At 52.0% G+C, this 22,191-nt stretch carries 35 protein-coding genes and 3 pseudogenes; 4 read left to right on the top strand and 34 right to left on the bottom strand.

What is annotated here, in order from left to right:
- Positions 1–39: 39 nt before the first annotated feature.
- Positions 40–189 (top strand): annotated as a pseudogene (locus tag A7090_RS06310) (tail fiber assembly protein); the annotation flags it as partial.
- A 1-nt stretch (position 190) separates the two neighbouring features.
- On the opposite strand, the gene A7090_RS06305 reads toward A7090_RS06310, so the two are convergent.
- The 18 genes from A7090_RS06305 to A7090_RS06220 form a co-directional block, all read right to left on the bottom strand.
- A complete protein-coding gene (locus A7090_RS06305; RefSeq protein ID WP_059331868.1) occupies positions 191–793 on the bottom strand; it encodes a tail fiber assembly protein in 603 nt (200 codons plus the stop codon).
- Positions 793–2,322 carry a phage tail protein gene (locus A7090_RS06300; RefSeq protein ID WP_105273374.1) on the bottom strand — a complete coding sequence of 510 codons (1,530 nt, stop codon included), beginning with the start codon at positions 2,320–2,322 and terminating at the stop codon, positions 793–795. The genes A7090_RS06305 and A7090_RS06300 overlap by 1 nt, the downstream gene beginning before the upstream one ends.
- Positions 2,319–2,924, bottom strand: a complete 606-nt coding sequence (locus A7090_RS06295) for a phage tail protein I (RefSeq protein WP_001086836.1) — start codon at positions 2,922–2,924, stop codon at positions 2,319–2,321. The genes A7090_RS06300 and A7090_RS06295 overlap by 4 nt, the downstream gene beginning before the upstream one ends.
- Positions 2,917–3,825: a baseplate assembly protein gene (locus A7090_RS06290; protein WP_000268280.1), complete on the bottom strand. Its 909-nt coding sequence runs from the start codon at positions 3,823–3,825 to the stop codon at positions 2,917–2,919. Before A7090_RS06290 ends, A7090_RS06295 begins: the two co-directional genes overlap by 8 nt.
- Positions 3,812–4,171 (bottom strand): GPW/gp25 family protein, encoded by a 360-nt coding sequence (locus tag A7090_RS06285; RefSeq protein WP_000177590.1) that lies wholly within the window; start codon positions 4,169–4,171, stop codon positions 3,812–3,814. The genes A7090_RS06290 and A7090_RS06285 overlap by 14 nt, the downstream gene beginning before the upstream one ends.
- Positions 4,168–4,746, bottom strand: a complete 579-nt coding sequence (locus A7090_RS06280; RefSeq protein ID WP_000993775.1) for a phage baseplate assembly protein V — start codon at positions 4,744–4,746, stop codon at positions 4,168–4,170. The genes A7090_RS06285 and A7090_RS06280 overlap by 4 nt, the downstream gene beginning before the upstream one ends.
- 68 nt (positions 4,747–4,814) lie before the next feature.
- On the bottom strand, positions 4,815–5,261 hold the full coding sequence (locus A7090_RS06275; RefSeq protein WP_000829146.1) for a phage virion morphogenesis protein: 447 nt from the start codon (positions 5,259–5,261) through the stop codon (positions 4,815–4,817).
- Complete coding sequence (locus A7090_RS06270) at positions 5,254–5,685, bottom strand: phage tail protein (protein ID WP_001039945.1); 432 nt, start codon at positions 5,683–5,685, stop codon at positions 5,254–5,256. The genes A7090_RS06275 and A7090_RS06270 overlap by 8 nt, the downstream gene beginning before the upstream one ends.
- Entirely contained in the window at positions 5,648–5,896 is a 249-nt protein-coding gene (gene lysC / locus A7090_RS26460) for an Rz1-like lysis system protein LysC (protein ID WP_223229653.1), read from the bottom strand. Before lysC ends, A7090_RS06270 begins: the two co-directional genes overlap by 38 nt.
- Positions 5,781–6,209, bottom strand: a complete 429-nt coding sequence (lysB, locus tag A7090_RS06260; protein WP_001337513.1) for an Rz-like lysis system protein LysB — start codon at positions 6,207–6,209, stop codon at positions 5,781–5,783. The genes lysC and lysB overlap by 116 nt, the downstream gene beginning before the upstream one ends.
- Positions 6,206–6,583 carry a DNZ54_00345 family protein gene (locus A7090_RS06255; RefSeq protein WP_000727855.1) on the bottom strand — a complete coding sequence of 126 codons (378 nt, stop codon included), beginning with the start codon at positions 6,581–6,583 and terminating at the stop codon, positions 6,206–6,208. The genes lysB and A7090_RS06255 overlap by 4 nt, the downstream gene beginning before the upstream one ends.
- A 1-nt stretch (position 6,584) precedes the next feature.
- On the bottom strand, positions 6,585–7,097 hold the full coding sequence (locus tag A7090_RS06250) for a glycoside hydrolase family protein (protein WP_198599569.1): 513 nt from the start codon (positions 7,095–7,097) through the stop codon (positions 6,585–6,587).
- Complete coding sequence (locus A7090_RS06245) at positions 7,078–7,293, bottom strand: HP1 family phage holin (RefSeq protein ID WP_000171568.1); 216 nt, start codon at positions 7,291–7,293, stop codon at positions 7,078–7,080. Before A7090_RS06245 ends, A7090_RS06250 begins: the two co-directional genes overlap by 20 nt.
- Before the next feature lie 3 nt (positions 7,294–7,296).
- Positions 7,297–7,500, bottom strand: a complete 204-nt coding sequence (locus A7090_RS06240; protein WP_000868192.1) for a tail protein X — start codon at positions 7,498–7,500, stop codon at positions 7,297–7,299.
- The gene (locus A7090_RS06235; protein WP_000673523.1) at positions 7,500–7,964 is read right to left on the bottom strand and encodes a head completion/stabilization protein; all 465 of its coding nucleotides are present in this window, start codon (positions 7,962–7,964) and stop codon (positions 7,500–7,502) included. Before A7090_RS06235 ends, A7090_RS06240 begins: the two co-directional genes overlap by 1 nt.
- 95 nt (positions 7,965–8,059) lie before the next feature.
- A complete protein-coding gene (locus A7090_RS06230) occupies positions 8,060–8,710 on the bottom strand; it encodes a phage terminase small subunit (protein ID WP_001471288.1) in 651 nt (216 codons plus the stop codon).
- A gap of 3 nt (positions 8,711–8,713) precedes the next feature.
- Positions 8,714–9,772 carry a phage major capsid protein, P2 family gene (locus A7090_RS06225; RefSeq protein WP_000742503.1) on the bottom strand — a complete coding sequence of 353 codons (1,059 nt, stop codon included), beginning with the start codon at positions 9,770–9,772 and terminating at the stop codon, positions 8,714–8,716.
- 16 nt (positions 9,773–9,788) lie between these two features.
- A complete protein-coding gene (locus tag A7090_RS06220; protein WP_105273373.1) occupies positions 9,789–10,622 on the bottom strand; it encodes a GPO family capsid scaffolding protein in 834 nt (277 codons plus the stop codon).
- Between the two features lie 142 nt (positions 10,623–10,764).
- Between A7090_RS06220 and A7090_RS06215 the strand changes: the two genes are divergently transcribed.
- Together A7090_RS06215 and A7090_RS06210 are read left to right on the top strand one after the other, a co-directional pair.
- Positions 10,765–12,531: a terminase ATPase subunit family protein gene (locus A7090_RS06215; RefSeq protein ID WP_001098431.1), complete on the top strand. Its 1,767-nt coding sequence runs from the start codon at positions 10,765–10,767 to the stop codon at positions 12,529–12,531.
- Positions 12,531–13,571, top strand: coding sequence for a phage portal protein (locus tag A7090_RS06210; protein ID WP_105273372.1), 1,041 nt, complete (start codon positions 12,531–12,533; stop codon positions 13,569–13,571). Before A7090_RS06215 ends, A7090_RS06210 begins: the two co-directional genes overlap by 1 nt.
- 38 nt (positions 13,572–13,609) lie before the next feature.
- Here A7090_RS06210 and A7090_RS06205 read toward each other — a convergent pair whose 3' ends face one another.
- From A7090_RS06205 to A7090_RS06135, 16 genes and pseudogenes are all read right to left on the bottom strand, one after another.
- On the bottom strand, positions 13,610–13,999 hold the full coding sequence (locus A7090_RS06205) for a protein-export chaperone SecB (protein WP_061089971.1): 390 nt from the start codon (positions 13,997–13,999) through the stop codon (positions 13,610–13,612).
- Positions 14,000–14,001: 2 nt separating this feature from the next.
- On the bottom strand, positions 14,002–14,235 hold the full coding sequence (locus tag A7090_RS06200; protein WP_061089970.1) for a hypothetical protein: 234 nt from the start codon (positions 14,233–14,235) through the stop codon (positions 14,002–14,004).
- 9 nt (positions 14,236–14,244) lie between these two features.
- The gene (locus A7090_RS06195; RefSeq protein ID WP_061089969.1) at positions 14,245–14,817 is read right to left on the bottom strand and encodes a hypothetical protein; all 573 of its coding nucleotides are present in this window, start codon (positions 14,815–14,817) and stop codon (positions 14,245–14,247) included.
- Positions 14,818–14,974: 157 nt separating this feature from the next.
- A pseudogene (locus tag A7090_RS27115) lies at positions 14,975–15,160 on the bottom strand (hypothetical protein).
- Positions 15,161–15,256: 96 nt separating this feature from the next.
- Positions 15,257–15,490, bottom strand: coding sequence for a DinI-like family protein (locus tag A7090_RS06185; RefSeq protein ID WP_001217575.1), 234 nt, complete (start codon positions 15,488–15,490; stop codon positions 15,257–15,259).
- Positions 15,491–15,500: 10 nt separating this feature from the next.
- Positions 15,501–15,689, bottom strand: coding sequence for a hypothetical protein (locus A7090_RS06180; RefSeq protein ID WP_001154434.1), 189 nt, complete (start codon positions 15,687–15,689; stop codon positions 15,501–15,503).
- A 152-nt stretch (positions 15,690–15,841) separates the two neighbouring features.
- A complete protein-coding gene (locus A7090_RS06175) occupies positions 15,842–18,256 on the bottom strand; it encodes a replication endonuclease (RefSeq protein ID WP_105273371.1) in 2,415 nt (804 codons plus the stop codon).
- A complete protein-coding gene (locus tag A7090_RS06170) occupies positions 18,253–19,110 on the bottom strand; it encodes a DNA adenine methylase (RefSeq protein ID WP_032291301.1) in 858 nt (285 codons plus the stop codon). The genes A7090_RS06175 and A7090_RS06170 overlap by 4 nt, the downstream gene beginning before the upstream one ends.
- On the bottom strand, positions 19,107–19,409 hold the full coding sequence (locus A7090_RS06165; RefSeq protein WP_000145290.1) for a DUF3850 domain-containing protein: 303 nt from the start codon (positions 19,407–19,409) through the stop codon (positions 19,107–19,109). Before A7090_RS06165 ends, A7090_RS06170 begins: the two co-directional genes overlap by 4 nt.
- Positions 19,406–19,633 carry a TraR/DksA family transcriptional regulator gene (locus A7090_RS06160; protein ID WP_000752613.1) on the bottom strand — a complete coding sequence of 76 codons (228 nt, stop codon included), beginning with the start codon at positions 19,631–19,633 and terminating at the stop codon, positions 19,406–19,408. The genes A7090_RS06165 and A7090_RS06160 overlap by 4 nt, the downstream gene beginning before the upstream one ends.
- Entirely contained in the window at positions 19,633–19,866 is a 234-nt protein-coding gene (locus tag A7090_RS06155; RefSeq protein ID WP_001244228.1) for a DUF2732 family protein, read from the bottom strand. The genes A7090_RS06160 and A7090_RS06155 overlap by 1 nt, the downstream gene beginning before the upstream one ends.
- Positions 19,867–19,933: 67 nt before the next feature.
- The gene (locus A7090_RS06150; protein WP_001747374.1) at positions 19,934–20,275 is read right to left on the bottom strand and encodes a DUF5347 domain-containing protein; all 342 of its coding nucleotides are present in this window, start codon (positions 20,273–20,275) and stop codon (positions 19,934–19,936) included.
- A gap of 22 nt (positions 20,276–20,297) precedes the next feature.
- Positions 20,298–20,522 carry a hypothetical protein gene (locus A7090_RS27110; RefSeq protein WP_001374083.1) on the bottom strand — a complete coding sequence of 75 codons (225 nt, stop codon included), beginning with the start codon at positions 20,520–20,522 and terminating at the stop codon, positions 20,298–20,300.
- A gap of 11 nt (positions 20,523–20,533) precedes the next feature.
- A pseudogene (locus A7090_RS26455) lies at positions 20,534–20,689 on the bottom strand (phage filamentation protein Fil family protein); the annotation flags it as partial.
- A 7-nt stretch (positions 20,690–20,696) separates the two neighbouring features.
- Positions 20,697–21,206 (bottom strand): phage regulatory CII family protein, encoded by a 510-nt coding sequence (locus A7090_RS06140; RefSeq protein ID WP_000460893.1) that lies wholly within the window; start codon positions 21,204–21,206, stop codon positions 20,697–20,699.
- 64 nt (positions 21,207–21,270) lie between these two features.
- Positions 21,271–21,474 (bottom strand): hypothetical protein, encoded by a 204-nt coding sequence (locus A7090_RS06135; protein ID WP_000188450.1) that lies wholly within the window; start codon positions 21,472–21,474, stop codon positions 21,271–21,273.
- Between the two features lie 145 nt (positions 21,475–21,619).
- Here A7090_RS06135 and A7090_RS06130 point away from each other — a divergent pair, with 145 nt between their 5' ends.
- A complete protein-coding gene (locus tag A7090_RS06130; RefSeq protein ID WP_001346406.1) occupies positions 21,620–22,189 on the top strand; it encodes a phage repressor protein CI in 570 nt (189 codons plus the stop codon).
- Positions 22,190–22,191: the final 2 nt, after the last annotated feature.

Raw genomic sequence — 22,191 nt, 5'->3', positions numbered from 1 at the left:
GTTGCTACCGAAGCAGAGAAACAACTGCGAATAGACTAGGCTAACGAGTTTATAAACAGTAAGCAATGGTCTGATAAAGCAGCTATTTATCGCCTGAAAGGTGGCGAACTGGAACAATATAATTCGTGGGTGAGTTATCTGGATGCACTAGAACTGGTCGATACACCCCGTGCTCCAGATATTGAATGACCTACGCCTCCGACAGTTCAGGCCAGATGACATCCGGCGCAGTGCTGGTATCCGTTGTCGTCACCGCATCGATGTAATCCAGCACAGTGTTAAGTCGGGTGGTCTCTGCCTGCATCAGCTTCCGCCCGGCCTGCAATTTCAACTGAATCAGACTAATGGAAGCCATTGCAGCATCAATCAGTGACTGACGCTGTGCTTCTGCTGCGTCTACTGCGGCGCTATGCTGTGCCTCGGTATCCGTCACCCATTTCTCACCATCCCATTTATCGTATGGCGTTAACGGGGCGATAGTGGTTGTATTTTCAGGATAATTACCCGGCACCGTGATTTCTTTTGCTTCTCCTGTTTCGGTGCTATAGATAATTTCACCGCGATGGTCTGGCATATATTCCCATGAGTTTAAATCTACTGAACGGCAGATTGCATAACCAGCCTTATATGTGCCAGGAGCATCTAAACAGGAATATGCCGGGATACCGACACCAACGGCAAGATATTCATTTGAAGTGGAAATATATTCCCGTGTTTCTCCATCATAGTTATAGACAGTAATATTCCCCGCCTTCGTGGCAATAAGCTCGCTATTTAATACAGCGTTATCCATTATGCAGCCCTCACGATAAAGTTAAATGCAATATTTCGCGGACGGGTTTCGCTTCCACCTGTGTTACCAATACTCCCTCGTGTATGTAGCGTTGGTGATGGAATCAGAGTCCCTCCGACATCAGCAGCATCAAGCCCCCGGCCTTGCGTGTATGCTCTTCTGAAGATTGTCGCCAGTTCCCATTCCTCTTTTGAATCATACCCATCGTTGGCAACAACAATATGGCGATGTTTTTCCAGCATCCCAGTCTGAATGCTCAATAAAGCACGTCCAGCATCAACGCCTCGTCCGTCATCCCAGCCACGAATAAACTCACCACGGAGATCAGGTAGTTTCCCTGATGGATATGCTGTAGCAAGACGGGGATATTTAACCTTATCAAAGGCAGCGCCATTGCATTTCAACCAGCCTGTCGGCAGAGTGGCTGAAGGCCACGGAACTGGTACTCCTACAGGTAATGCAGAACCTTCTCCCAAACCAAGGTATGCGAGAAGACCAGCAACATCCTTTCCACTCAAATTAGTCAGCGTATTGTCCAGCGGTTGTTTACCTGCCAGTGCATTAAGCATTGTCGTGGCAAAGTTCGGGTCATTCCCCAGCGCCGCCGCCAGTTCGTTCAGTGTATCCAGTGCCGCAGGTGCAGAACCCACCATTGCCGCAATCGCCGATTTCACAAATGCCGTGGTGGCAATCTGTGTATTGTTGACCGACTGTGCCGCAGTCGGTGCGGTTGGCGTTCCGGTGAGTGCCGGACTCGACAGCGGCGCTTTCAGTGCCAGCGCATTGTTAATGGTGGTACTGAATTTCGGGTCATTGTTTATGGCTGCGGCAATTTCTTTCAGCGTGTCCAGCGTGGCTGGCGCACCATTAATAAGAGCCGTCAGTGCCGCCTGAACAAACGCGGTGGTCGCAACCTGCGTGGTATTATTCCCCGCCGCTGGCGTTGGCGCTTTGGGTGTCCCGGTAAACGTAGGACTTTCTTTGGGTGCATACTGTGAATGCGGGTCCGGTGCTGCAAGATGTTTTGCCATCTGATCATCCACGTACACCTTCAGCTCCAGTACCTTATCATCCACATACTTGCGGGTTGCCAGCACGACGGCAGGGTCGATTTTCAGGGTGATATTGTCCGTGCTGCTGGTAATCAACACCATGCGCACGGTCTGGGTGCGCCCGCTGCCTTCAGCCAGTTGCGGCTTATAGCTTTCCGGGCAGTTGCCCACGGCAATCAATGCCCCGGATTCATCAAACAGGCCCACTTCACGTATCCACCAACCGCCCTCGTTTTCAGGGATCACCTGTTCAGCAATAATCTGGCTGCTGTTTTGCGGGTCGATATAGAGCATATTCAGCGCAGCCCGGCGTTTCTCATTTACCAGTGCAGTCTGCTTTGCGTCCGGCGTTGGTAATGTTCCGCCGCCATCGCCGACCGCCATATGGGTAATTTTTAACGGCACACCGAGCGCGGCGGCGCTGGCAAGTTTCGCCGCGCCAATATCCGTCAGCAGGGTATAAAATTTTGTGCTCATGGATTCACTCTCATTGTGTCAATAACATGGACCGCCCCGCCTTCATGCGCGGTGCCGCCAGAAATAATTGTTTCGTTGATATACGGATAGATCGTGATTTCTTCACCAAGATAGCTGGCGGCCCCTACCCAGTGCGGGCCACTGGTTTGCAGATTGATGGACATGCCGATCATGTGACGGCTACATGGTTTGGCATCGCTTATCAGCCGCTCAAGTTCCAGATAGGTATCTTCAGTGATGCCCTGGTCCTGCACGCCGATGTCCAGGCGAAACGTGCCCGGTGTTTCTCCAGTCTGCCACCACTCAATAATGCGGATCAGGAATCCGAACGGTTCCACCACCCGCCGCACGGCACTGGTGGTTCCTTTATGCTGATGAATATAAAAAGCATCCTTCACTACCTGGCGTTTGACGCTTTCTGTCCAGCCCTCGTCCCAGCGATCCACAGAGAACGCCCAGGCGAGATAAGGCAGGAAGCTGACCGGACAGGTAGCCGGATTCCACAAGTCACGCAGCGGCACCTGCAAATCAGAAATCCCGCTACAGGTTTGCGCCAGTCGGCGCTCCAGTGAAGTTGAACCCGGTGGCAGCAGACTATTCATCCGTTCCTCCGTTGGTTACGCTCCACTGCGTACATGATGCCGCCTGTGTTTTGTTCAGGACCACATCCGCCAGCGGAGAAGCCAGTTCCACACGTTGAACACCCTCAACATGCAGAGCAGCAAAGATGGCGCTACGGCGAATATCCCGACCAAGCCTCGTCTGGCTGGCAATGTACTTCTGCAGACTGGCTTTTGCCGCTGCCATTACCGGCTCTGCTTCCGGTCCCGGATAGAGAAAAATGGTGGCTTCCACGCGATACGGGATGATTTCTGCGCTGCGAACCGTAAGACGGTCAGCCACCGGGCGGACGTTCTCACTGTTCAGAGCTTTTTCCACCACGTCCAGCAGGTCTTTTTCTGCAGTTCCATCGCCTTCGCGGCTAAGGACAGTCAGCACCACCTCTGCAGGTGCCGGGCTGGTTGCACTGGCATCCGCCACCCGACCGTCGGCGCTTCGGGCATGAAATTCATAAGCTGCAGTTGGCCCCGCAACAGAAAGCCCTTCAAAGGCTGCAGGCACACGCAGGCGCAACGCTTCATCGCTTTCCATCACAGCTGCAACGGGCGGCACAGCATCATTATCAGCAGGCGTCACCGTCAGGCGTGTCACGTTGTAGTTGGCAGCGAGCTGGTCAAGATCGCCGCCCATCGCGTAAGCCACCATCACCGCCTGCGCGGCTTCGTTAATACGCTGGCGCAGAAGCAACTCACGGTAAGCGTTCTCCTGCAACAATTTAGTGGCGGGTTCAGATTCCAGTTCCAGCGTGCGGATCACTGCTTCCTGCTCATCTTTCGGATGAAGCGCCACAAATTCTGCCTTGCGTTCGGCAAGCAGCGTCTCAAAGTCCGGCACATCCACAATCTGCGGTGCAGGCAACTGCGAAAGGTCAATCACTGCCATTCTCTGCTCCTGTTGATACGGAAAGGGACACAGGCACACCGTTATTCCGCCGCCCGGTCAGCTCCACCACCATTGAACCGTCAAAATTGCTGTTGATGGTGATGGAATCCAGCGTCAACCGTGGCTCCCAGCGACTCAGCGCCACATACACTGCCGACATGACCTGCAGGCGTAATGCCGGATTTTGTGGCTGATCTATCAGTGCCGACAGCAGGGAACCATATTCCCGGCGGGCAATACGGCTACCCTGCGGTGTCAGCAGAATGTCCCGCACCGACTGGCGCAGATGATCAATATCAGTAATGACTTTGCCGCTGGTATTGTTCATCCCGCTATAAAGCGTCATACCGGGCCTCCGGTTGTATCGCCGCCTTTCAGGACGCCAGTATGCTGATGCGCATCAACCACGATCCCGTTAGAACTCATCGCTCCGCCGCCCTGGGTAACGCCACCATTGATCACCACTTCGCTGTTAATGCGCGTGCGGTCAGCCTCCAGTACAAACTCACTGGTTTTCATGGTGATGTTGTCAGCAGCCTCAATGACCATTGATTTGATGCCCCTGACATACCAGCGCCCGGTGGCGGGTTCGTATTCAAACCAGCCACCGTCAGGATGTTCTGTCACGCAGGCGTCCGCCGACGTCGACGGTGGTGCGAACTGATTCGAATAGACAGCGGGCAGCGCAAAGGCGGTTTCCAGATTGCCGCCCAGACTCAGCAGCACCACCTGCTCACCTTCCGATGGTCGCCACCATGTACGGGCATTCCCGGCACGCAGCGTCAGCCAGCTGATCCAGTTGGTTTCAAGCTCGCCCGTTTTCACCCGGCAAAGCCAGTTTTCCCTGTCCACTTCGGTGACTACCCCTGTGCGGATCAGGTTGGTGATAAGGCGCATGATTTCGGTTAATTGTGCGTTCATAGGGAAAGGTTGCCATCAGGGGAAGAAAGGCGGCAGTGCTGCAACTTGTATCAGTGCTGATACAAAGATCACCCCGCCAGCCATTGCAGAATCATGTCGCGGGTCATTGCCTCAACATCATCATTTACACCCAGCAGGCGGCGCTCTGCGTAACGGACCTCCGGTCCTTTGCGACTGACGCGATCACGCAGGCCGTAATGGTGAACACGGGCAATACGCTGCACCTTGCCTTCAAACTGTACGCTGGCAGAGTCGGCGCTGGCGGCAGTTTTCAGGTATTTTGTGGTGCGCAACTTTGCAAACATCTGACGTTTGATGCGGCCTTTTTTGCTGCGTGCTGTTACCCTGCGCGGTTCATAACTGCTGCCATCTGGATTGCGCTGCATCCTGATATTCTGCTGCTGTGTCCGGCGCAGTTCCTGCGCCAGCTGGCGCATCATGCGGCTTCTCGTGGCTGGTTCCAGATTCGCCAGCAAGGCACTCAGCCAGTCGTCCACCTTCTGCAGTTCAGCCACGTTTCACCGTCCACATTTCTTCAGGTTCATCGGGTTCTGCTACAGCTTCAACGCTCGACACACTGCCGTCAGTACTGACCAGCACACGTTCCGTCAATTGCAGGTTAAGGCTGATATCACAGACATCGTTGCGCAAAATATCCACCTCAAAGGTGAATAGCTTTTCCCGTAACGCCGGGTTATTGATGGCATCGGGCTGGTTATCCCGAAGCCACAGTAAAACCGGGGCCATCAGCAGATTCTGGTCGCCGCTGAAATCCTCTATCACCACGTTCAGGGTATAGCGGTACTCCCATGACATGGAGCTGGCCCCCGTGGCAACCAGCGAACCGTTATCCACAAACAGATGCAGTTTGTCCGGGTTATTGCGGACATAAGGCACCGCTTTATTGAGGGCGTGGCGCAGGGATTGTGGTTTGTTCACTGTTTCGCTCCTGACACGCAATAATCATGTCCACTTTGTCTGCACAGACCGCCCAGGCGGCCTCCGTTTCATCCAGCAACGCATTCAGATCACCGTTAGTGCGCGGTGCTGCCTGCTCCAGCCGACACGGCGTCACTCGCGGACAACCACTGACGGTAAGCTGCACCTCCGGTGAGTGCCGGACGTTCCCGCAGCCGGATAATGTCAGCAGGCAAAGGAGTATCAGCCCAGTGGCGTAAATCCTCGTTCTCACGTTTCAGTTCCTCGATCCGGCGTTGTCGTTGTCTCAGCTGTGCGCTGGTCTGTTCTGCTTCGGCATAGAGCCGCGCCTGCTCCCGGTTATTGGTTTCAGTCAGAATGGACAGGCTGATAAGCTGGCTGTTGCTCTTTGCCAGTGCCTGGCTTTTGCTCTGCAGCTCGTTTGCCTGCGTGCTGATGGTCTGGCTGGCATCAGCCAGCCGCCACGTCTGCCAGCCCAGCGCCGCCAGTAATAACGCCAGCACAACCAGCAGCAACCGGTTCATGCTGCTACCTGTTGCGCCATCTGATTACGGGTGATCCAGAAGGCAATAACGGTCAGCAGATAAAAGACCAGGGTAATAGCCCACCCCGTCCATGCGAGACTTACAACAATCAGCAATCGCATCACCCAACAGATAAATACATTTTCTTTTCGGGTAATTGTCTTCAGCAAAGATGCCCTTAACTCCTGCCAGAGCGGGCCATTCTGAATTAACGCAGCCAGTGCTACCGGAATTACCGCCCATGTCAGCAAACAGGCTACCCAAACGCCGGACGCTGCCAGTACCGGAAAGATCCCCTGCGGATACACCATTGCTGCGATTAACAGCGCCATCCATAACATCAGAAACAGTCCGCTGATTAATTTCTTTTTCATTTCAGTTTGCTCCCTGTAAACACCAGGCCATCTCCCGCGCACGGCGGTTATCCAGCCCCTGATTAAACACACCTTTTACATAAACCCAGCGCGGCAACTGTCGGCACGCATCCGCCCAGCGCCGCTGATTGAGCAATTTCACCAGCGTGGAACTACAGGCATTGCCCGTTCCCACGTTGAAGGCAAACGACACCGTAGCGTCATACACCTTCTGTGGTGGCTGTTGCTTCACACACCTTTCCAGCGCCCGCTCCACACGCAGCACGTTGGAGATCATCCCTTCTGCTGCCTGTCGTTCCGTGATTGTTTTGCCGGGAATGACGCCCGATGTATTACCAATGCCGTCGGTCCAGACACCCGCGCTGCACTGATACGGCTGCAGACGACAGCCTTCGTAATCGGCAATCAGTTTCAGCCCCTCCACGGAGGTGTGAAGCTGCTGAAAACCCGGCAGCGTGGCAGCAATAGCCAGCACGGCCCCGACAAGGCAGCGTTTAACGATTGATGGATTCATAGTCCTCCCGCGAGATCTGCCCGTCGCGCAGAAGCTGGTAGGCTTTGTGTTTGTAGTACCAGTTGATAGCCAGCATCAGCACACCAATCATCAGGCCGCCCAGCGTTGAGGCATCCTTGATGGACAAATCGCCCAGCCAGGCCAGCACGACGGCGATGCAATACGTGATAAAGGCGCTGATTCGCTCAAGCGTCATAATTCAGTCCCATAGCTGGACGGTCTGCACGGTGGTGGTGGTCGGTATGTCCGGCAGCTCCACCTGCAGCCCGTGAGGTAAAAAGGGGCCGTATTCGGCAAGCCCCGGATTTGCCTTCAGTACCTGCTCCGTGACACCCTGCGTGCGCCCGTAATGACGCCAGCAAAGCGCGTCCACCGTGTCATACTGATACGCACGCACTTTCATCAGATAAGCTCCACTGTGCAGTGCGGCGCATCCTGCACCCGGCTGATGGCCCAGCGGGCGTCACGCCACAAATCACCGCTGGCTTCCGCCAGTTCTTCGCCTCGCTTCACACCGGATGCCGTGGCGTCATAGTCCTGGTATCGTTCGTTGAGCATGGCGCGTGCCCAGCAGTAAACCGCGTTGAAATAGTGCTGAATGCGCTCACTTTTCCCGTCCAGCTGTTCCGCCGGAACCTCTGCCAGCGAGGCATACCCCAGCATCTGCTGGCGTCTGCGAAACTCATACAGCTCTGCGTTGACCTCCGAAATTGCCGACAGGGCAACCTGCTTTAAACGCGGCTGCGTCACCGTGCCGTCAGTGCGCATGACACTGCGAAACTCCGACAGGTCCACATCAGGCCAGAACGGCGTATTTCTGATGATTTCCGCCTGTTCCGGTGCCTGTTCTGGCGCAACAAACTTCATGCTGCTTTCTCCTGAAATAGAGGGCGGTGGACGGGGTTTTGATGAGGCTGTGCCTTTCGCCACCCCGTGCCGCCCGTGCGCGGGGGCACGTTCTGTCAGCGGCTGTCATTGCGCAGTCTGCGCTCCAGCTGCTGTTTGTCTTTTTTCACGCCACAGCGGGGATCGAGCTGTAACGCATGGTTGAGATGATTAAGGGCGGACGCCGGATTGCTTTCACTCAGGACAACGCCAATCGCTTTATGCAGACGCGCCCGTGACTGGTCCGGCATATCCAGACCGTCTGTCAGCTCCAGCGTCTGCAGCAACAGATCAGCATCAAAGCCGGTGGCGGCAAGCATTGCGCTCTGCGCGGCGTCTGCCATTTCCTCTGCCAGCACGGTCTGCACGTTGCGGTTACCCAGCGGCATCACCCAGCCATGACGCAGGGCATGACGCCCGATCTCCAGCGCTCCGGCATAATCTCCGGCATCAATGCGCCACAGCATCACGTACATCAGCACGTCATCCTGTTGAGCGCCTCCGGCAGCCAGGACACCCTCTGCCCAGGCGGCGTACTTCGGCAGCAGCTCCACCTTGATTTCCGCTTTTTTGACCGTGGACTGAACGCCCTTGAGACGGCGGCGGTCTTCCGCCAGTTGCAGCAGCATCAGGTCATAGCCCGATGCGTGGCGAACACTGCCGCCCTCGCGGGCGGCCTGTTCAGCCTGAACGCGCAGGCGATGCTGCCGTGCGGGACTCAGGCTCATGGATTACGCTCCTGTTTCGGCTGCGGCGGCGCTGAAATCACCAATCTGGATGTTTTCCACCAGTGCGGCGCAGCGGTAGTCCTCAACCACATAGGCTTCGTTAACGGATTCAAAGTTTTCAATCCGGTCACGTTTCGGGTTGTCGATAACTGAACGGCGGCGGGTGTCTTCCTGCCAGTAGATGGACAGGTTATCCAGACGGGTGATCAGCAGCGCATTCGGCGGGAAGAACGGCGCACGCACGGCCTGCAGGCCACCCATGCGTTTCTGACTGATGATCATATCGGCAGCCAGTTTTTCACTGTTTTCCTGCTCTTTGTTGACCAGCGGGAAATACTTGTCAGACAGCAGTTCACGACCGCAAATCACCACCAGATCGTCATCGTCCTGATAGACCACGTCGATAAGCTCGTTAACGGCATCCATCACCACGGCGTCCAGGTTGGCATATTCGCCACCTTTCCCGACTTTCACTGCACCCGGTGTGGTTTCACCGCCCGTGGTGCTGCTGCCCATGACGTGATCCGGTGCATCCTCACGGATTTTCTGCAGCCAGCCTTTGTTCACATCCTGCAGCAGCGGGTTTTCGCTACGGTTGGAGGTTTTCGCACGCTTCACGCCGTTAAAGCCGATCATGATGCGGTCCAGTGCCTGACGTTTTACGATGGCGTCACGGATACGCACCTGGAAATCCTGAAACTTCGCCCACAGGTCCAGCTTCGCGTAGGTCAGCACCGTGTCAAAGTTAGTCTGCTCGCATTTATATTCCACATCGACCATCAGCGTCGGATCGACAGGCTCACGCTCTTTAGCTGTGGTATCAGTGGTTCCGGCAATGGTGCTGCCAACACCCAGCCCCAGCAACTGACCAGACTGCTCAGTCACTGGCGTGACGTTAATCAGCGTCAGGAATGCGGCGGACTGCTGGATCTGATCTTCCAGCGTCTGCTGCACAGACGGCTCTACAGTGAACTTGCTGGACAGTTCTTCAACGGCCACACCGTTCAGACGCGCCAGCTGCTGCAGGTAAGCGTTAAAAGCAAAGCGGGTATTCTTCTTCATCGGGTTTTGTGCTCCATCAGCAATTGGTCAGAGTGTCAGCGGGGGCGTTACCGCCTGTTGCACGCTGGCGGTAGTCCTGGCGGCTGTCTTCATGACTCAGCTTATTCACCAGTTCGTTAAAGGCGGTCTGCTGTGCCTGCAGGGCAGTCTCCAGCTCAGACAGATGTTCTTCCTGCTCAGACAGGGATTTTTCGGTGCGTGCGCTCAGGTTTTGCTGCTCAGTGGCGACCAACTCCACGGCCTTATGCACATCAGAGAACCGGGCATCGTCGGACTGCTCTTTTTTGGTGAACAGTGCCGTGACGCGGGCAAACAGGGACGGCTTGTCCTCCTGGATTTCTTCCAGTTCGATCACCGTTTCCTCTGCGGCGGTAAAGAGATTGGCGGGATTCTGCTTGCGGTTTGCCAGCGGGTTATGGGCTGCACTGGCGCTGAATGTCAGCATTTCAGTGCCCAGACTGGCAGGGTCATCAGTGGCAGCCAGGCCGACCAGGTAGGCTTTGCCCGTATCAGCAAACTTCGGGCTGACTTCCATAGAGGTGAATAATTTCTGGCCTTTTTTCACCAGTTCCACCAGGGATTCCGTTGGCTCAACGTCGGCATACAGCGCCATCTTGCCTGCCAACGGACCTTCCGTGATTTCTTCAGCAAACAGCGCCGTCACCTTGCCGTAGCGGTTAAAGGTGCTGTCCGGCAGATAAGACTTGATGTGCTCAAGGTTAATCAGCGCGGTATACACCGCCGGGTTGTAGCTGGCTGCCATCTGTTCCAGCCATTCACGCTGGATTTCGCGTCCGTCGGTGGTGGCACCTTCCACCCCGATGCGAAAACGCTTTGCTTTCACTGTCATGAGCCGTGCTCCGTTAGAAAAAACTTACTGGAGCCTTATGGTTGCGGTGATGGGGGCAGTGAAACAATGCGCGGTATTTGTACCGACAACCACACAAACCGCAGGCGGGGAAAGCCTTCATTCAAGGCTGTAGGTTTGTGCCATGAACACCACACTGACACCCGCAGATCTCGATCCCCGTCGGCAGGCCATGCTGCTGTACTTTCAGGGATACCGCGTCGCCCGCATTGCTGAAATGCTGGGCGAGAAAGTTGCAACTGTTCACAGCTGGAAAAAACGCGACAAGTGGGGTGACTATGGGCCGCTGGATCAGATGCAGCTCACCACCGCCGCACGCTACTGCCAGCTCATTATGAAGGAGCACAAAGAAGGGAAAGATTTCAAAGAGATTGACCTGCTGGCGCGCCAGTCGGAGCGCCACGCGCGGATCGGCAAGTTTAACAATGGCGGCAACGAAGCCGACTTAAACCCTAACGTCGCCAACCGCAACAAAGGCCCACGCCGTCAGCCGGAAAAGAATGTTTTCACCGATGAACAGATTGAGAAGCTGGAAGAAATCTTCCATTCCTCCATGTTCAACTACCAGCGCCACTGGTGGGAAGCCGGAAAAACCAACCGCATCCGCAACCTGCTGAAGTCACGCCAGATCGGCGCAACCTTCTATTTTGCCCGTGAAGCCCTGATTGACGCCCTGCTGACCGGACGTAACCAGATTTTCCTTTCCGCCAGCAAGGCACAGGCCCACGTCTTTAAGCAGTACATCATCGACTTCGCCAAAGAAGTGGAGGTGGAGCTGAAAGGTGATCCGATGGTGCTTCCTAACGGTGCCACGCTTTACTTCCTCGGCACCAATGCCCGCACTGCCCAGAGTTATCACGGCAACCTGTATCTGGATGAATATTTCTGGATACCGAAATTTCAGGAGCTGCGTAAAGTGGCTTCCGGTATGGCTATTCACAAAAAATGGCGACAAACCTATTTTTCCACGCCATCCAGCCTGACCCACAGTGCTTATCCGTTCTGGTCCGGTGCGCTGTTCAACCGTGGACGCAACAAAGCCGACAAGGTGGACATCGACCTGTCCCACAGCAATCTGGCCCCCGGCCTGCTGTGCGCAGACGGGCAATACCGCCAGATAGTCACCGTGGAAGATGCGGTGCGCGGCGGCTGTAACCTGTTCGACCTCGACCAGCTACGCATGGAGTACAGCCCGGACGAATACCAGAACCTGCTGATGTGCGAGTTCGTGGACGATCTCGCGTCCGTGTTCCCGCTCAGCGAACTGCAGGCGTGCATGGTGGACAGTTGGGAAGTCTGGACCGACTTTCATGCACTGGCCCTGCGCCCGTTTGGCTGGCGCGAGGTGTGGATCGGTTATGACCCGGCAAAAGGTACGCAGAACGGCGACAGCGCCGGATGCGTGGTGGTGGCACCGCCAGCCGTGCCAGGCGGTAAGTTTCGCATTCTTGAGCGTCACCAGTGGCGCGGGATGGACTTCCGCGCCCAGGCTGACGCCATCAAAAAACTGACCGAACAGTACAACGTGACCTATATCGGCATCGACTCAACAGGTGTCGGTCACGGGGTTTACGAGAACGTGAAAGCGTTCTTTCCTGCCGTCCGGGAGTTTGTCTACAACCCTAACGTTAAAAACGCCCTGGTACTCAAAGCCTACGACATTATCAGTCACCGTCGTCTGGAGTTTGACGCCGGACACACCGACATAGCGCAGTCATTTATGGCAATCCGTCGCGCCACCACCGCCAGTGGCAACCGCCCGACCTATGAAGCCAGCCGCAGCGAAGAAGCCAGCCACGCCGATCTGGCCTGGGCAACGATGCACGCACTGTTTAACGAACCGCTGCAGGGCGAGTCCGCCAATACCAGCAATATTGTGGAGATTTTTTGATGGGAAAGAGTAAGAAAAACCGCGCTGCGGCGACGAATCAGCTCAAGCATAAAAGCCAGACTTCAGCCGAAGCATTCAGCTTCGGTGATCCCGTTCCTGTACTTGACCGCCGCGAACTGCTGGACTATGTGGAATGCGTACAGACAGATCGCTGGTATGAGCCTCCTGTCAGCTTTGACGGACTGGCGCGCACCTTCCGCGCTGCCGTGCATCACAGTTCACCAATTGCGGTGAAGTGCAACATTCTGACCAGCACCTACATCCCTCACCCGCTGCTCAGCCAGCAGGCTTTTTCGCGTTTTGTGCAGGACTATCTGGTATTTGGTAACGCCTACCTGGAGAAACGCACTAACCGCTTCAGTGAAGTTATCGCCCTTGAGCCTGCGCTGGCAAAATACACCCGACGCGGGTTAGACCTGGATACCTACTGGTTTGTGCAATACGGCATGACCACGCAGCCGTATCAGTTCACGAAAGGCAGCATTTTCCATCTGATGGAACCGGACATAAATCAGGAGATCTATGGCCTGCCCGGCTATCTTTCTGCTATTCCGTCCGCCCTGCTCAATGAGTCCGCCACGCTGTTCCGTCGAAAGTATTACATAAACGGCAGTCATGCTGGCTTCATCATGTACATGACCGATGCCGCGCAGAACCAGGAGGACGTGAACAACCTCCGCCACGCGATGAAAAGCGCCAAAGGACCGGGTAACTTCCGCAACCTGTTTATGTACTCGCCTAACGGCAAAAAGGACGGGCTTCAGATCATCCCGTTGTCAGAAGTCGCAGCGAAAGATGAATTTCTGAACATCAAGAACGTGAGTCGTGATGACATGATGGCCGCGCATCGTGTTCCGCCACAGATGATGGGGATTATGCCGAATAATGTTGGGGGTTTTGGGGATGTAGAGAAAGCCAGCAAAGTTTTTGTTCGCAACGAACTTATCCCACTACAGAAAAGGCTACAGGAGCTTAACGACTGGCTTGGTGAAGAAGTGATCCGCTTCGAGCCTTACACCATGAGCTTAGATAAAAATTGAATCAACTTAATAAAAAAGGGCTAAACATAGCCCTTTTCTCAGTTAGGAAACTTCCCGATATCCTGTTCAAAAGTTGTAAAGTTAAAGCTAGGAAGCAGGATCGGTGTATACCCACTTGTCATCAAAAAATTGGCAACAAACGAACGTAAAAACGGGAACGATATCGCAGGAGCATTAACAACTGGAAACTTCGATTCTTTAAAAGAATCGTCAATGTCTTTATCTGTTTCAAAAACACTTTGAAACTCGACTCGTAATGCCCGATCATTCTCAGTAATGTAATAAAAATCAAACAATACTGAAAATTCGCGCGGATTTTCATCAAAAATGGGCTTAAATCGAAGCGCAAAACCAGATTCGATTTTGCGCCCTTCAGCATCGACAAACAACAGTCGAGTAACAGTATTATCCCGTAATCTTAGTTTCATCGTCAGGCCGCTAAATCCAATTCAGTATCATCTGAAAAGAAATCCACTGAACGTTCAGCAGCATGATTGATCAGACGTGGTCTCAATGTAATGAACCCTTCGGAGCTTGGAAGCTCGTAGCTTACGATTGTTGGTCCATAAGCCGGGTACGAGCTTAATTTTTCATAAAGCGACTCAGGAGTATACTGCTGTAATGCCTTGTTAAGTAAGGCCATTCTTTGTTCAAAGGAAAGCATTTTTCCTCCTTAATCCTTCTCACAGAAATGCTCTGGAAAGATAAATCTTCTAAACTCTATCTTACCTCGAGCATGTTCATAAACACACATTTGCTGACGGGTAAATGAAACCATCTGTTCTGGGCGCTCATCTACAAAGTTAAGTCTTATAAGATTAGACACTTTCGTACTATCTTGTGCCTTAACAGCAGCATATGGAAATACGCCTTTAAAATCATCAGATTGCTCGAGCTCTCTAAAAAAGCTAATGACCTGATTGACTGTGATATGCAAGGCGCTCATTCGAGTCAAAGTACTGGCAACTTTCTGACGCATAGCTTCAAATTGCCTGATATCTCGAGCATTTCCAACCAAATCAAGCAACTCATCCTTTGAATCAAAGGTGATAGAAAATTCACTAATGACCGTATCATGACCTTCGTTCCACTGATGAGCCCAGTATGGGTCATCAGTCCAAAAATAGTAACCTTGAGTTAACCATTGTTTAGGGCCTGAACGGCTTAAAAAGGGTACGCTTTGCCGTATCGTCTCATAACTGCCACGATTAAGGCAGTTATGAAACCCTATATGAACTACCTGCACAATAATCCTCTCTTTACAGGTTGTTTGATTACCCTAAAGTGCTAGCGAATACCTATCGTCTACTTCAAGAGTAGACGAGTGTAATCAAGCAGTGACTAACAAACAAACACTTTTTCCTATCTATGCAATCGAAGAACCTTAGTTTGTTACGAAAATGCTACAATAAATTCAAGATAACACAATGTAAAGAATCACCGCTGCAAGCCACAACGCGCGCTCGTATCCCCGCCACGCCTGCCCGCTTTATGTAGTGGTTTTCATGCACCTGCATGATCTACGCAAAAGCCCGCCAGTTCTGGCGGGCCTTAGCAAAAACGATCCTCAAACGATCATGCGATCTCATGCGGCATAGACATGCACTACAGAGCTAACGCCTCGCAAGGGCTCGTTGTTCAACCTTGCTGACGCCAGAAACAAGTTCAGACGCCAGCAACGTTTCTTAATGCAGCCAGCTGTCGTCTTCCCACACCTTCTGCATAATTTTCATCACTTGTTTTCTTTCTTCGTCCAGTTGCAGTCCGGTCAGTTCCACACCGTTAGAGCTACCTTTGCGGATACGAATTACCGTTTTGGGATACAGGGGGCGCAGATTGCGGTAAAGCTCGGATTCAAGGGCGTCCAGTGTAGACTGGCTAATCTTCTGCTCTTTATCGATCATTATTTCAATGCGCATAAAAGTCACCTCAGCTGATGACATCCATTGAGCGGTTGTATTCGTGGGTTCTGATTTTTGCCATGAGTTCATCTGTCAGTTCAGAAACCCACTGCAGGGCCAGCCCCTTCTCTTCATCACTACACTCACTAGCCGCTACAAGCTTAAGAAAAAAATCAATGCGCTGGAGCTTCAAAGACTCCAAAAAATAGTCCTGCATCTTTCCTCCTATGACACCAAAGCAATACTGTATACATAACCACTGTTTATATTTACAGTATATAATAATCTTACTGATGTAAAACGTTTTTTTACGTTCATCAGCCTGATATGCCTGGTATTATTAAGAGCACGAATTGTTAACCCGCGTAATTAATACAGATTCCGCCACTTATCATCTTCCTGCAAACGCTGGTTCCGATAGAAGATACGCAGGCCTGCTCCTGACGGAATACTGCCACCGCGAAGGAGTAAATCGACCTCTTTCTCGCTGCCATCAAATCCTCTGGACTTCAGTTCATAGACGAGCTGCTGTCGTTGATGGTCTGTAATTCGCTGTTTGTAGTCTCTACGCCGTTTCGGCTTCACCAGGCGTAACCTTGCTGCCAGTTCCCGGCGCTCTTTTTTGCTCATACTGTGCAGGTAATCGTGCAACTCCTTGTCATCCATGCGGGTAATGTCCGTTCTGGTGTCCCCATCAGCTGATTTATCTTTCTCCTGTTGGTTCAAATTTTCCGCAAGGGGACAGTTATTGCCACGAGTCCAAGGGGCGCAAGCGCCCTGGTCGGCTGCCGCCTCCTGAACGTCAACGGCCTTACGAACCATTTTCCACTTCACTGCATGAGTGCAGATCTTGCCCTCTGCAATGGGTGACCAGATGCCATAAATACGAATACCGTGATCGCCATAGGCGGTTGGCTCTTCGTTGATTTCATAAGCGGTTCTGATGAGGTGATATTTGCGGGGAACCAGTACGCCGCCCTGCTTCATGATGTAGGTGGCAAAACAACCAGCATCAGCAGCAGCCAGGATGGCATCAAGGCGCGGGTTATCCAGTACCGGCGCACCTGCTTTTTTGTCACCCTGTTGCCTTGCCGCCTGACCAGCCAGCAATCGCAGTTCACGGTAAGCCTGACGCCCCGGAATGCCAAAGAAGCGGAATTGCTGAACACGATGCAGAGACGCCCAGGCATTAACGTATTCAGCGTTATCACGCAGGGATTTACCCGTTTCCTTACTGATCTCGCCAGCCAGACCACGCCCGTCAATATTCTTACTGATATATTTCGCAATGTAGCTTGTCGGCGTTCCTTTGCGCGGGTTTATCAGCTCAGACTTAAAGCGCGGCCCCGTGTTATTGCCCAGCTCCTCGCGGTCTTCACGGATGGCAAACTTACGCAACAATGCAGTAATGGCGCGGCGGTCTTTTTTGCGCATGAAACACAACAGGTGCCAGTGAACTGTGCCGTCATGATGCGGCTCAGCCACCCGCACGCCATACCAGCGCAACCCGGCTTTGTGCATAGCCTTACGAAATGCAGCAAACATACCGACCAGATAATCACTGCTTTGTCTTACCGTCGCATTTGTCCAGGTCGGGTTGGGCCTGCCGTTATTTAGCGTGGAATGGAAACGTGACGGACAGGTGATGGTGTAGAAAACGGCGCAGTCACCACGCATTTCCGCGATAAGCTCCAGACCTTTAACACAGGCCATCATCTCATTGCGGCGATGCGCAGGGTTGCTGCTGCTGGCGTTTACCACGTCTTCCATATCCAGCGTGTCGCCGTCTTCGTTCACCAGTTCATGAGAACGGAAAAACTCCAGCGACTTACGGCGCTGCTCACGTTTATGCATCACGGCTTCATAGCTGACATAGGGAGATGCTTTTTTGCTGACCAGGCAAACAGCACGCAACTGCTCTTCCCGCCATTCGCAACGCATCTTCCATAATTTCCGATACCACCAGTCGGCGCATAACATACGCGCCAGCGAACCCGGAATGAGTTCATAAGGCACGGGTTTACGGCGGTTTCTTTTCCGACAGAGTTGCTCAAACGCAGGCGGGATAACATCCAGACGCAGGGTTTCCGCTGCCACCTTTTCCCATGTCTTGCGGATTTCTTCTGGCGTAACATCATCGGTGGCATACAAATCGCCACAAGCTGTATCAAGGCACATGCTCATATGCGCAGCTACCAAGGTGGACAGGCGTTTCACCTGATCCTGACTCATTTCAGGCAGGATCAGCAGGCCGTCCAGCCCTTCATGGCTTGCCATAAAGCGAAAAGAAGTGGATAGCTGACTGTCGCGTACATGCTCCAGTCGTTCCAAGCATGGCTTAATCGTCTCACGCAAATAGCGGGAATAAGCCTTTGGCCTGCCCAGGCTGCTGAAGTATTTAATACGTTGCATCAGCGGCTTGCTGATATGGGAAGGCTGGGCGTTGACGTCCGCCAGAATGGCCATGTCTGGATTAAAACGCTGCTGCTCATGCGCCAGCTTTGCCCGGCTAATTAGCTTATCCTGCTCCATTTCGCGTTGGACAGGATCACGGGATTCATTAAAGAAATAACGCTCCCAGACCTGATCACTCAGTGCCTCGCGGCGCAGTTGTTCCTGCTCGTTATCGGCAGCGTACAGAGTGATCAGGTTTGAAAGCGCAGAAACCGGCGCAACTTCCGCCGGGTCCAGATAAGGGTTAATGGCCTTTTTCGGGCTGTTCCATGAGAATGCTGCGGCGACCTCGTTAAAGCCGCTGCAGTTGTTCATATCAGCATGGCTCATGCACGCACTCCGTACACGACGGAACAATCCACGCCACGCGAAGGATCAAATCCTACCCAGCAGCGCGGCCCGGAAACAGCGATGATTTCTGTTGCAGATTTACTCTCACCAGCTGCCACGCCGATGCTGCGTTTTGCCTTGATGTAGTGGTGAGTAAAATTGCGATACAGCGAACGGATCAGGGATGTGTCACTGTTAGAAACAATGACCGGATGACCTTCAGATGATCGATGTTCAAGAACGGATGCCAGGTGATACTGGTCATCTTCAGTGAAGCCATCAGTGTGATAGCCGGAAAACGTACCGTCATAAGGCGGATCGCAATACACCACATCCCCCGCCTTCAACATCGCCAGCGTTTCATCAAAGCTGGCGCAGATAAACGTTGCCCGCTGGGCTTTCTCTGCAAATGCGCGAATTTCTTTTTCAGGGAAATACGGATTTTTATAATTACCGTAGGGAATGTTGAAATACCCGCTCTTGTTATAGCGACATAGCCCACGGTAACCATGACGATTGAGATACAGAAAATATACCGCTTTCATGAAATCAGTAATTTCAGTGGAGTAATTAAACTCCTGCCTTATGTTGTAATAAGCCACCTCTCTGTTTGCTTCCTCAAATAAAGCTCTGGCACGAGATATAAACGCCTCACAATCAGCAGCAACCTTTTTATAGAGGTTGATTAAATCAGGATTAATATCCGCAACCAGATAGCTGGGGTAATCCGTCTCCATCATCACAGCACAAGAACCCGCGAAAGGTTCAACCAGTCGCGTGCCAGCAGGAAGGTATTTTTTCAGTTCGGACATAATGGTGGTTTTATTACCCGCCCATTTCAGGATGGTGCTCATACAGCACCTCCTGCAATAACATATCCTAAAGCTTCTAATGGGGTTAATGAGCGAATTGATAGCATCACCCATTGTTCTGAAACTGCCATGACGTCATTAACCGGAAGCACATGAGAGATAACCGCGGCCCATTCCCTACCCGTAAATACGCCATGCTTCCATTCGCAAAGAGAAAGAACATCACCAACTTTATAGCCACGATCGTCTTTACGAAGTTCAGCCGTCTTTTGACCTGCAACCACAGCGTTGAAATACTTAGGTGCAATTTTTAATTGATGGATACGCACAGCCCCTGTCATACAGCACCTCCGTTGTAATGTTTGCCTTTCAGCTCTGCGATTTCCTGACAGGTAATGCAAAGCTGCACTCCTGGAATGGCGCGGCGGCGTGCTGGCGGAATTGGCGCTTCACATTCAATGCAAAGCACGCGAGACACGCCCGGTGTTTTGGCACGGGCAGCACGGATATGGCGCTGGCGTTCTTCTTCAACGCGCTGCTGTACGAGATCCATTGCATCAGCCATTAGTGGATCTCCTGCGCTTCGTTCTGGATTGCTTCAGCGGTCACACGCAGCAGTTCTGCCGCTTCGACGTGGTTTAGCTGGCGGGATGTGATATGACACGCAAGACTATCAAGGCGGGCAGCCATTGCTTCAGCCCTTGCCCGGCGTTCTTCCAGACGAGCCTCTGTCAGTAAAATATTAAGCCCTGCGTCATCCGGTCCGGTTTTAGTCGTGAGGGTTTCAATATTACGCATAATCAATTCTCCTGAATTTAGATAAAGGGATGCCCGGCGGGTTTACGCCATTAATTTCATTAGCTGGTTAATTCGGCATGGTTAGCCGTCTGGGAAATAAGCTCACCACTGCACGAAAATGATTCATTGCTTTAATCAACTCCCGCTTTTCGTCAGTGGTCAGCTCATTAATGCTGATGCTATGACGTTCAGCTGGAATTTTTGCCATAAAGAATATGGCAGCCAGTGCCCGTTTATTTTGTTCGCTATTGATATCCCGTGGATCACGCATATCTTTAATAAACCGCTCAAGCTCTGACTCAATATTCAGGCCAAAAACTTTCGCCCTTAACTCCGCAATGTGATTAAGTCCATTCAGGCGTTCACCGGGGCTTAATGGAACAGTCGCCGCAGCGCCATTAATTGCCATAATTCATATCCCCAAAACGCAACTATCGTTCTTTGTTCTTACGGTAACGTTCAAGAGGAGATACATTTTTTCGTATCGTCTCTTTAACCTGCTCTCCCCGTAAAAACGTCCCATCCTTTAGCGTGAAAAAGTAACTGCCATCGCCCGACAACGACGGATAACAACAGAGCAAATCATCTTCAGGTACTGAATAACTCTCCCCTCTGTAACGAAACTGATAAACCACTTCACTTTCCGCTGCATACATTTTGACTTTCTCCGTTTCCCCGTGGTCAATTCAGACAGCAATTCATCTTGTGAACGGCACGGATGCCAGCGTTTACCATCCTCACCCATGATCCAGCCGTGACCGTAGTGCATTGCCGGGCTTTGTTTTACCAGCAGCGATGCAAATGATGGTTCTTTCGTCAGCATAAGCACCTCACAGCAAACCGAATGAAGCACCGAGGCCAGTCACGGTATCAACTGCACTCGCCATCGCAGGATTAGCCTGTAAACGGGCCTGCAATGAAACAGCCGCCAGCGCCATCAGTCGTGTTACAGAGTTAATGCTGCTGATAGCATCACGACGACCTGCACTGGTTTTTACATCGCCAGATACCGCACCTGCAGCAACACGCCCGATCTCTGCGGTTGCACTCATGACGTAATGTGGCAGTTTCTCTTTTGCTACCTCATTAATCGGTACACATGGCAGACAATGAATCTGTGCCAGAAAACCATCTACCAACGTTGAATCTTCAGTCAGATCGGTAAGCAGCCAGATTTCTGGTGCGGTTAATAAATGAGGTTGAGCTGGGTTCAGCTTGTTCCGCAGAATCTGCACATTCATGCCCGCACGTTCTGCCAGTTGCACCAGATTGTGGCGCAGTGCGAATGCACGACAGGCTTCATCAAAATGTGGATGTTTGGAAACTTGGTAATCAAACATGGTTTTCAACTCCGAACTTATCGCAAAATCGAACTCAGCGTCTTATTGCGAAAATAGACGTCTATTAAGCAGACAAAGCATCAACAGTCAGAGCAGCCAGGTTAATCATTACCTTTTCACGTTTTTTGTCTTTACGAAGACGATGACGAGGTAGTCGGCCATCAGCCAACATGTCGTTAATCGTATCAATAGAAAGGCCAGTCAGTTCGCTATAACGTTCGATTGTGACATGTGGTGTATTCAGAGTAATTGAAATGTTAGGTGTCATAAGGCAACATTCCTTCTAGATATGGCTTGTGGCGAGCCGTTGTTTGTCGTGATTAGTAGTGAAGGCTCCAAAAGAACACTTCTGGTTCAACTTTAAGATCGCTTTTGGAATCTGTCAACGAATTTTGGATTTCTTTGGAGGACTTGTGGATTTCAATAGCGGCGGTAAGAAAGCCATAGAACGTTTAGTTGAAGCATATGGGTTCGGTACTCGTCAGGCTCTCTGTGATCATTTAGGTGTTTCTAAGAGCACCATGGCAACGCGCTATATGCGTGATATTTTTCCAGCAGATTGGGTAATCCAGTGCGCCCTTGAAACGGGCACCTCGCTTAATTGGCTAACAACAGGGCATGGTTCAAAGCAAGCATCAGCAAATACAAATACTATAGAAGTAGAAAAATATTTATTGTCTGATGGAGCATTGCAGAAAGACGGTTTTTATATTTTTGATAAGGGATTTCTACCCTCTACGTTTAAAAAACCTTTTGTCATCACAGATAACAATTCTGAATTTATTTGTGATAAAGAATTTGATGATATACGTGATGGTAAATGGGTAATAAGTATTGATGGCGAAATAACGATCCGTGACATTACTCGTTTACCCGGTGGAAGAATCTTCGTCGAGGGTGGAAACAGAGCCTTCGAATGCAAGATAGAAGACATTGAAATAATTGGTAAAATTATAAGTTTAACAGTCAAGTATGTTAAATAGTA

The sequence above is a fragment of the Escherichia sp. MOD1-EC7003 genome, assembly GCF_002965065.1.
GTDB lineage: Bacteria > Pseudomonadota > Gammaproteobacteria > Enterobacterales > Enterobacteriaceae > Escherichia.
Note: the sequence above shows the minus strand (reverse complement) of the source record. Positions and strands in the feature narration are given on the sequence as shown.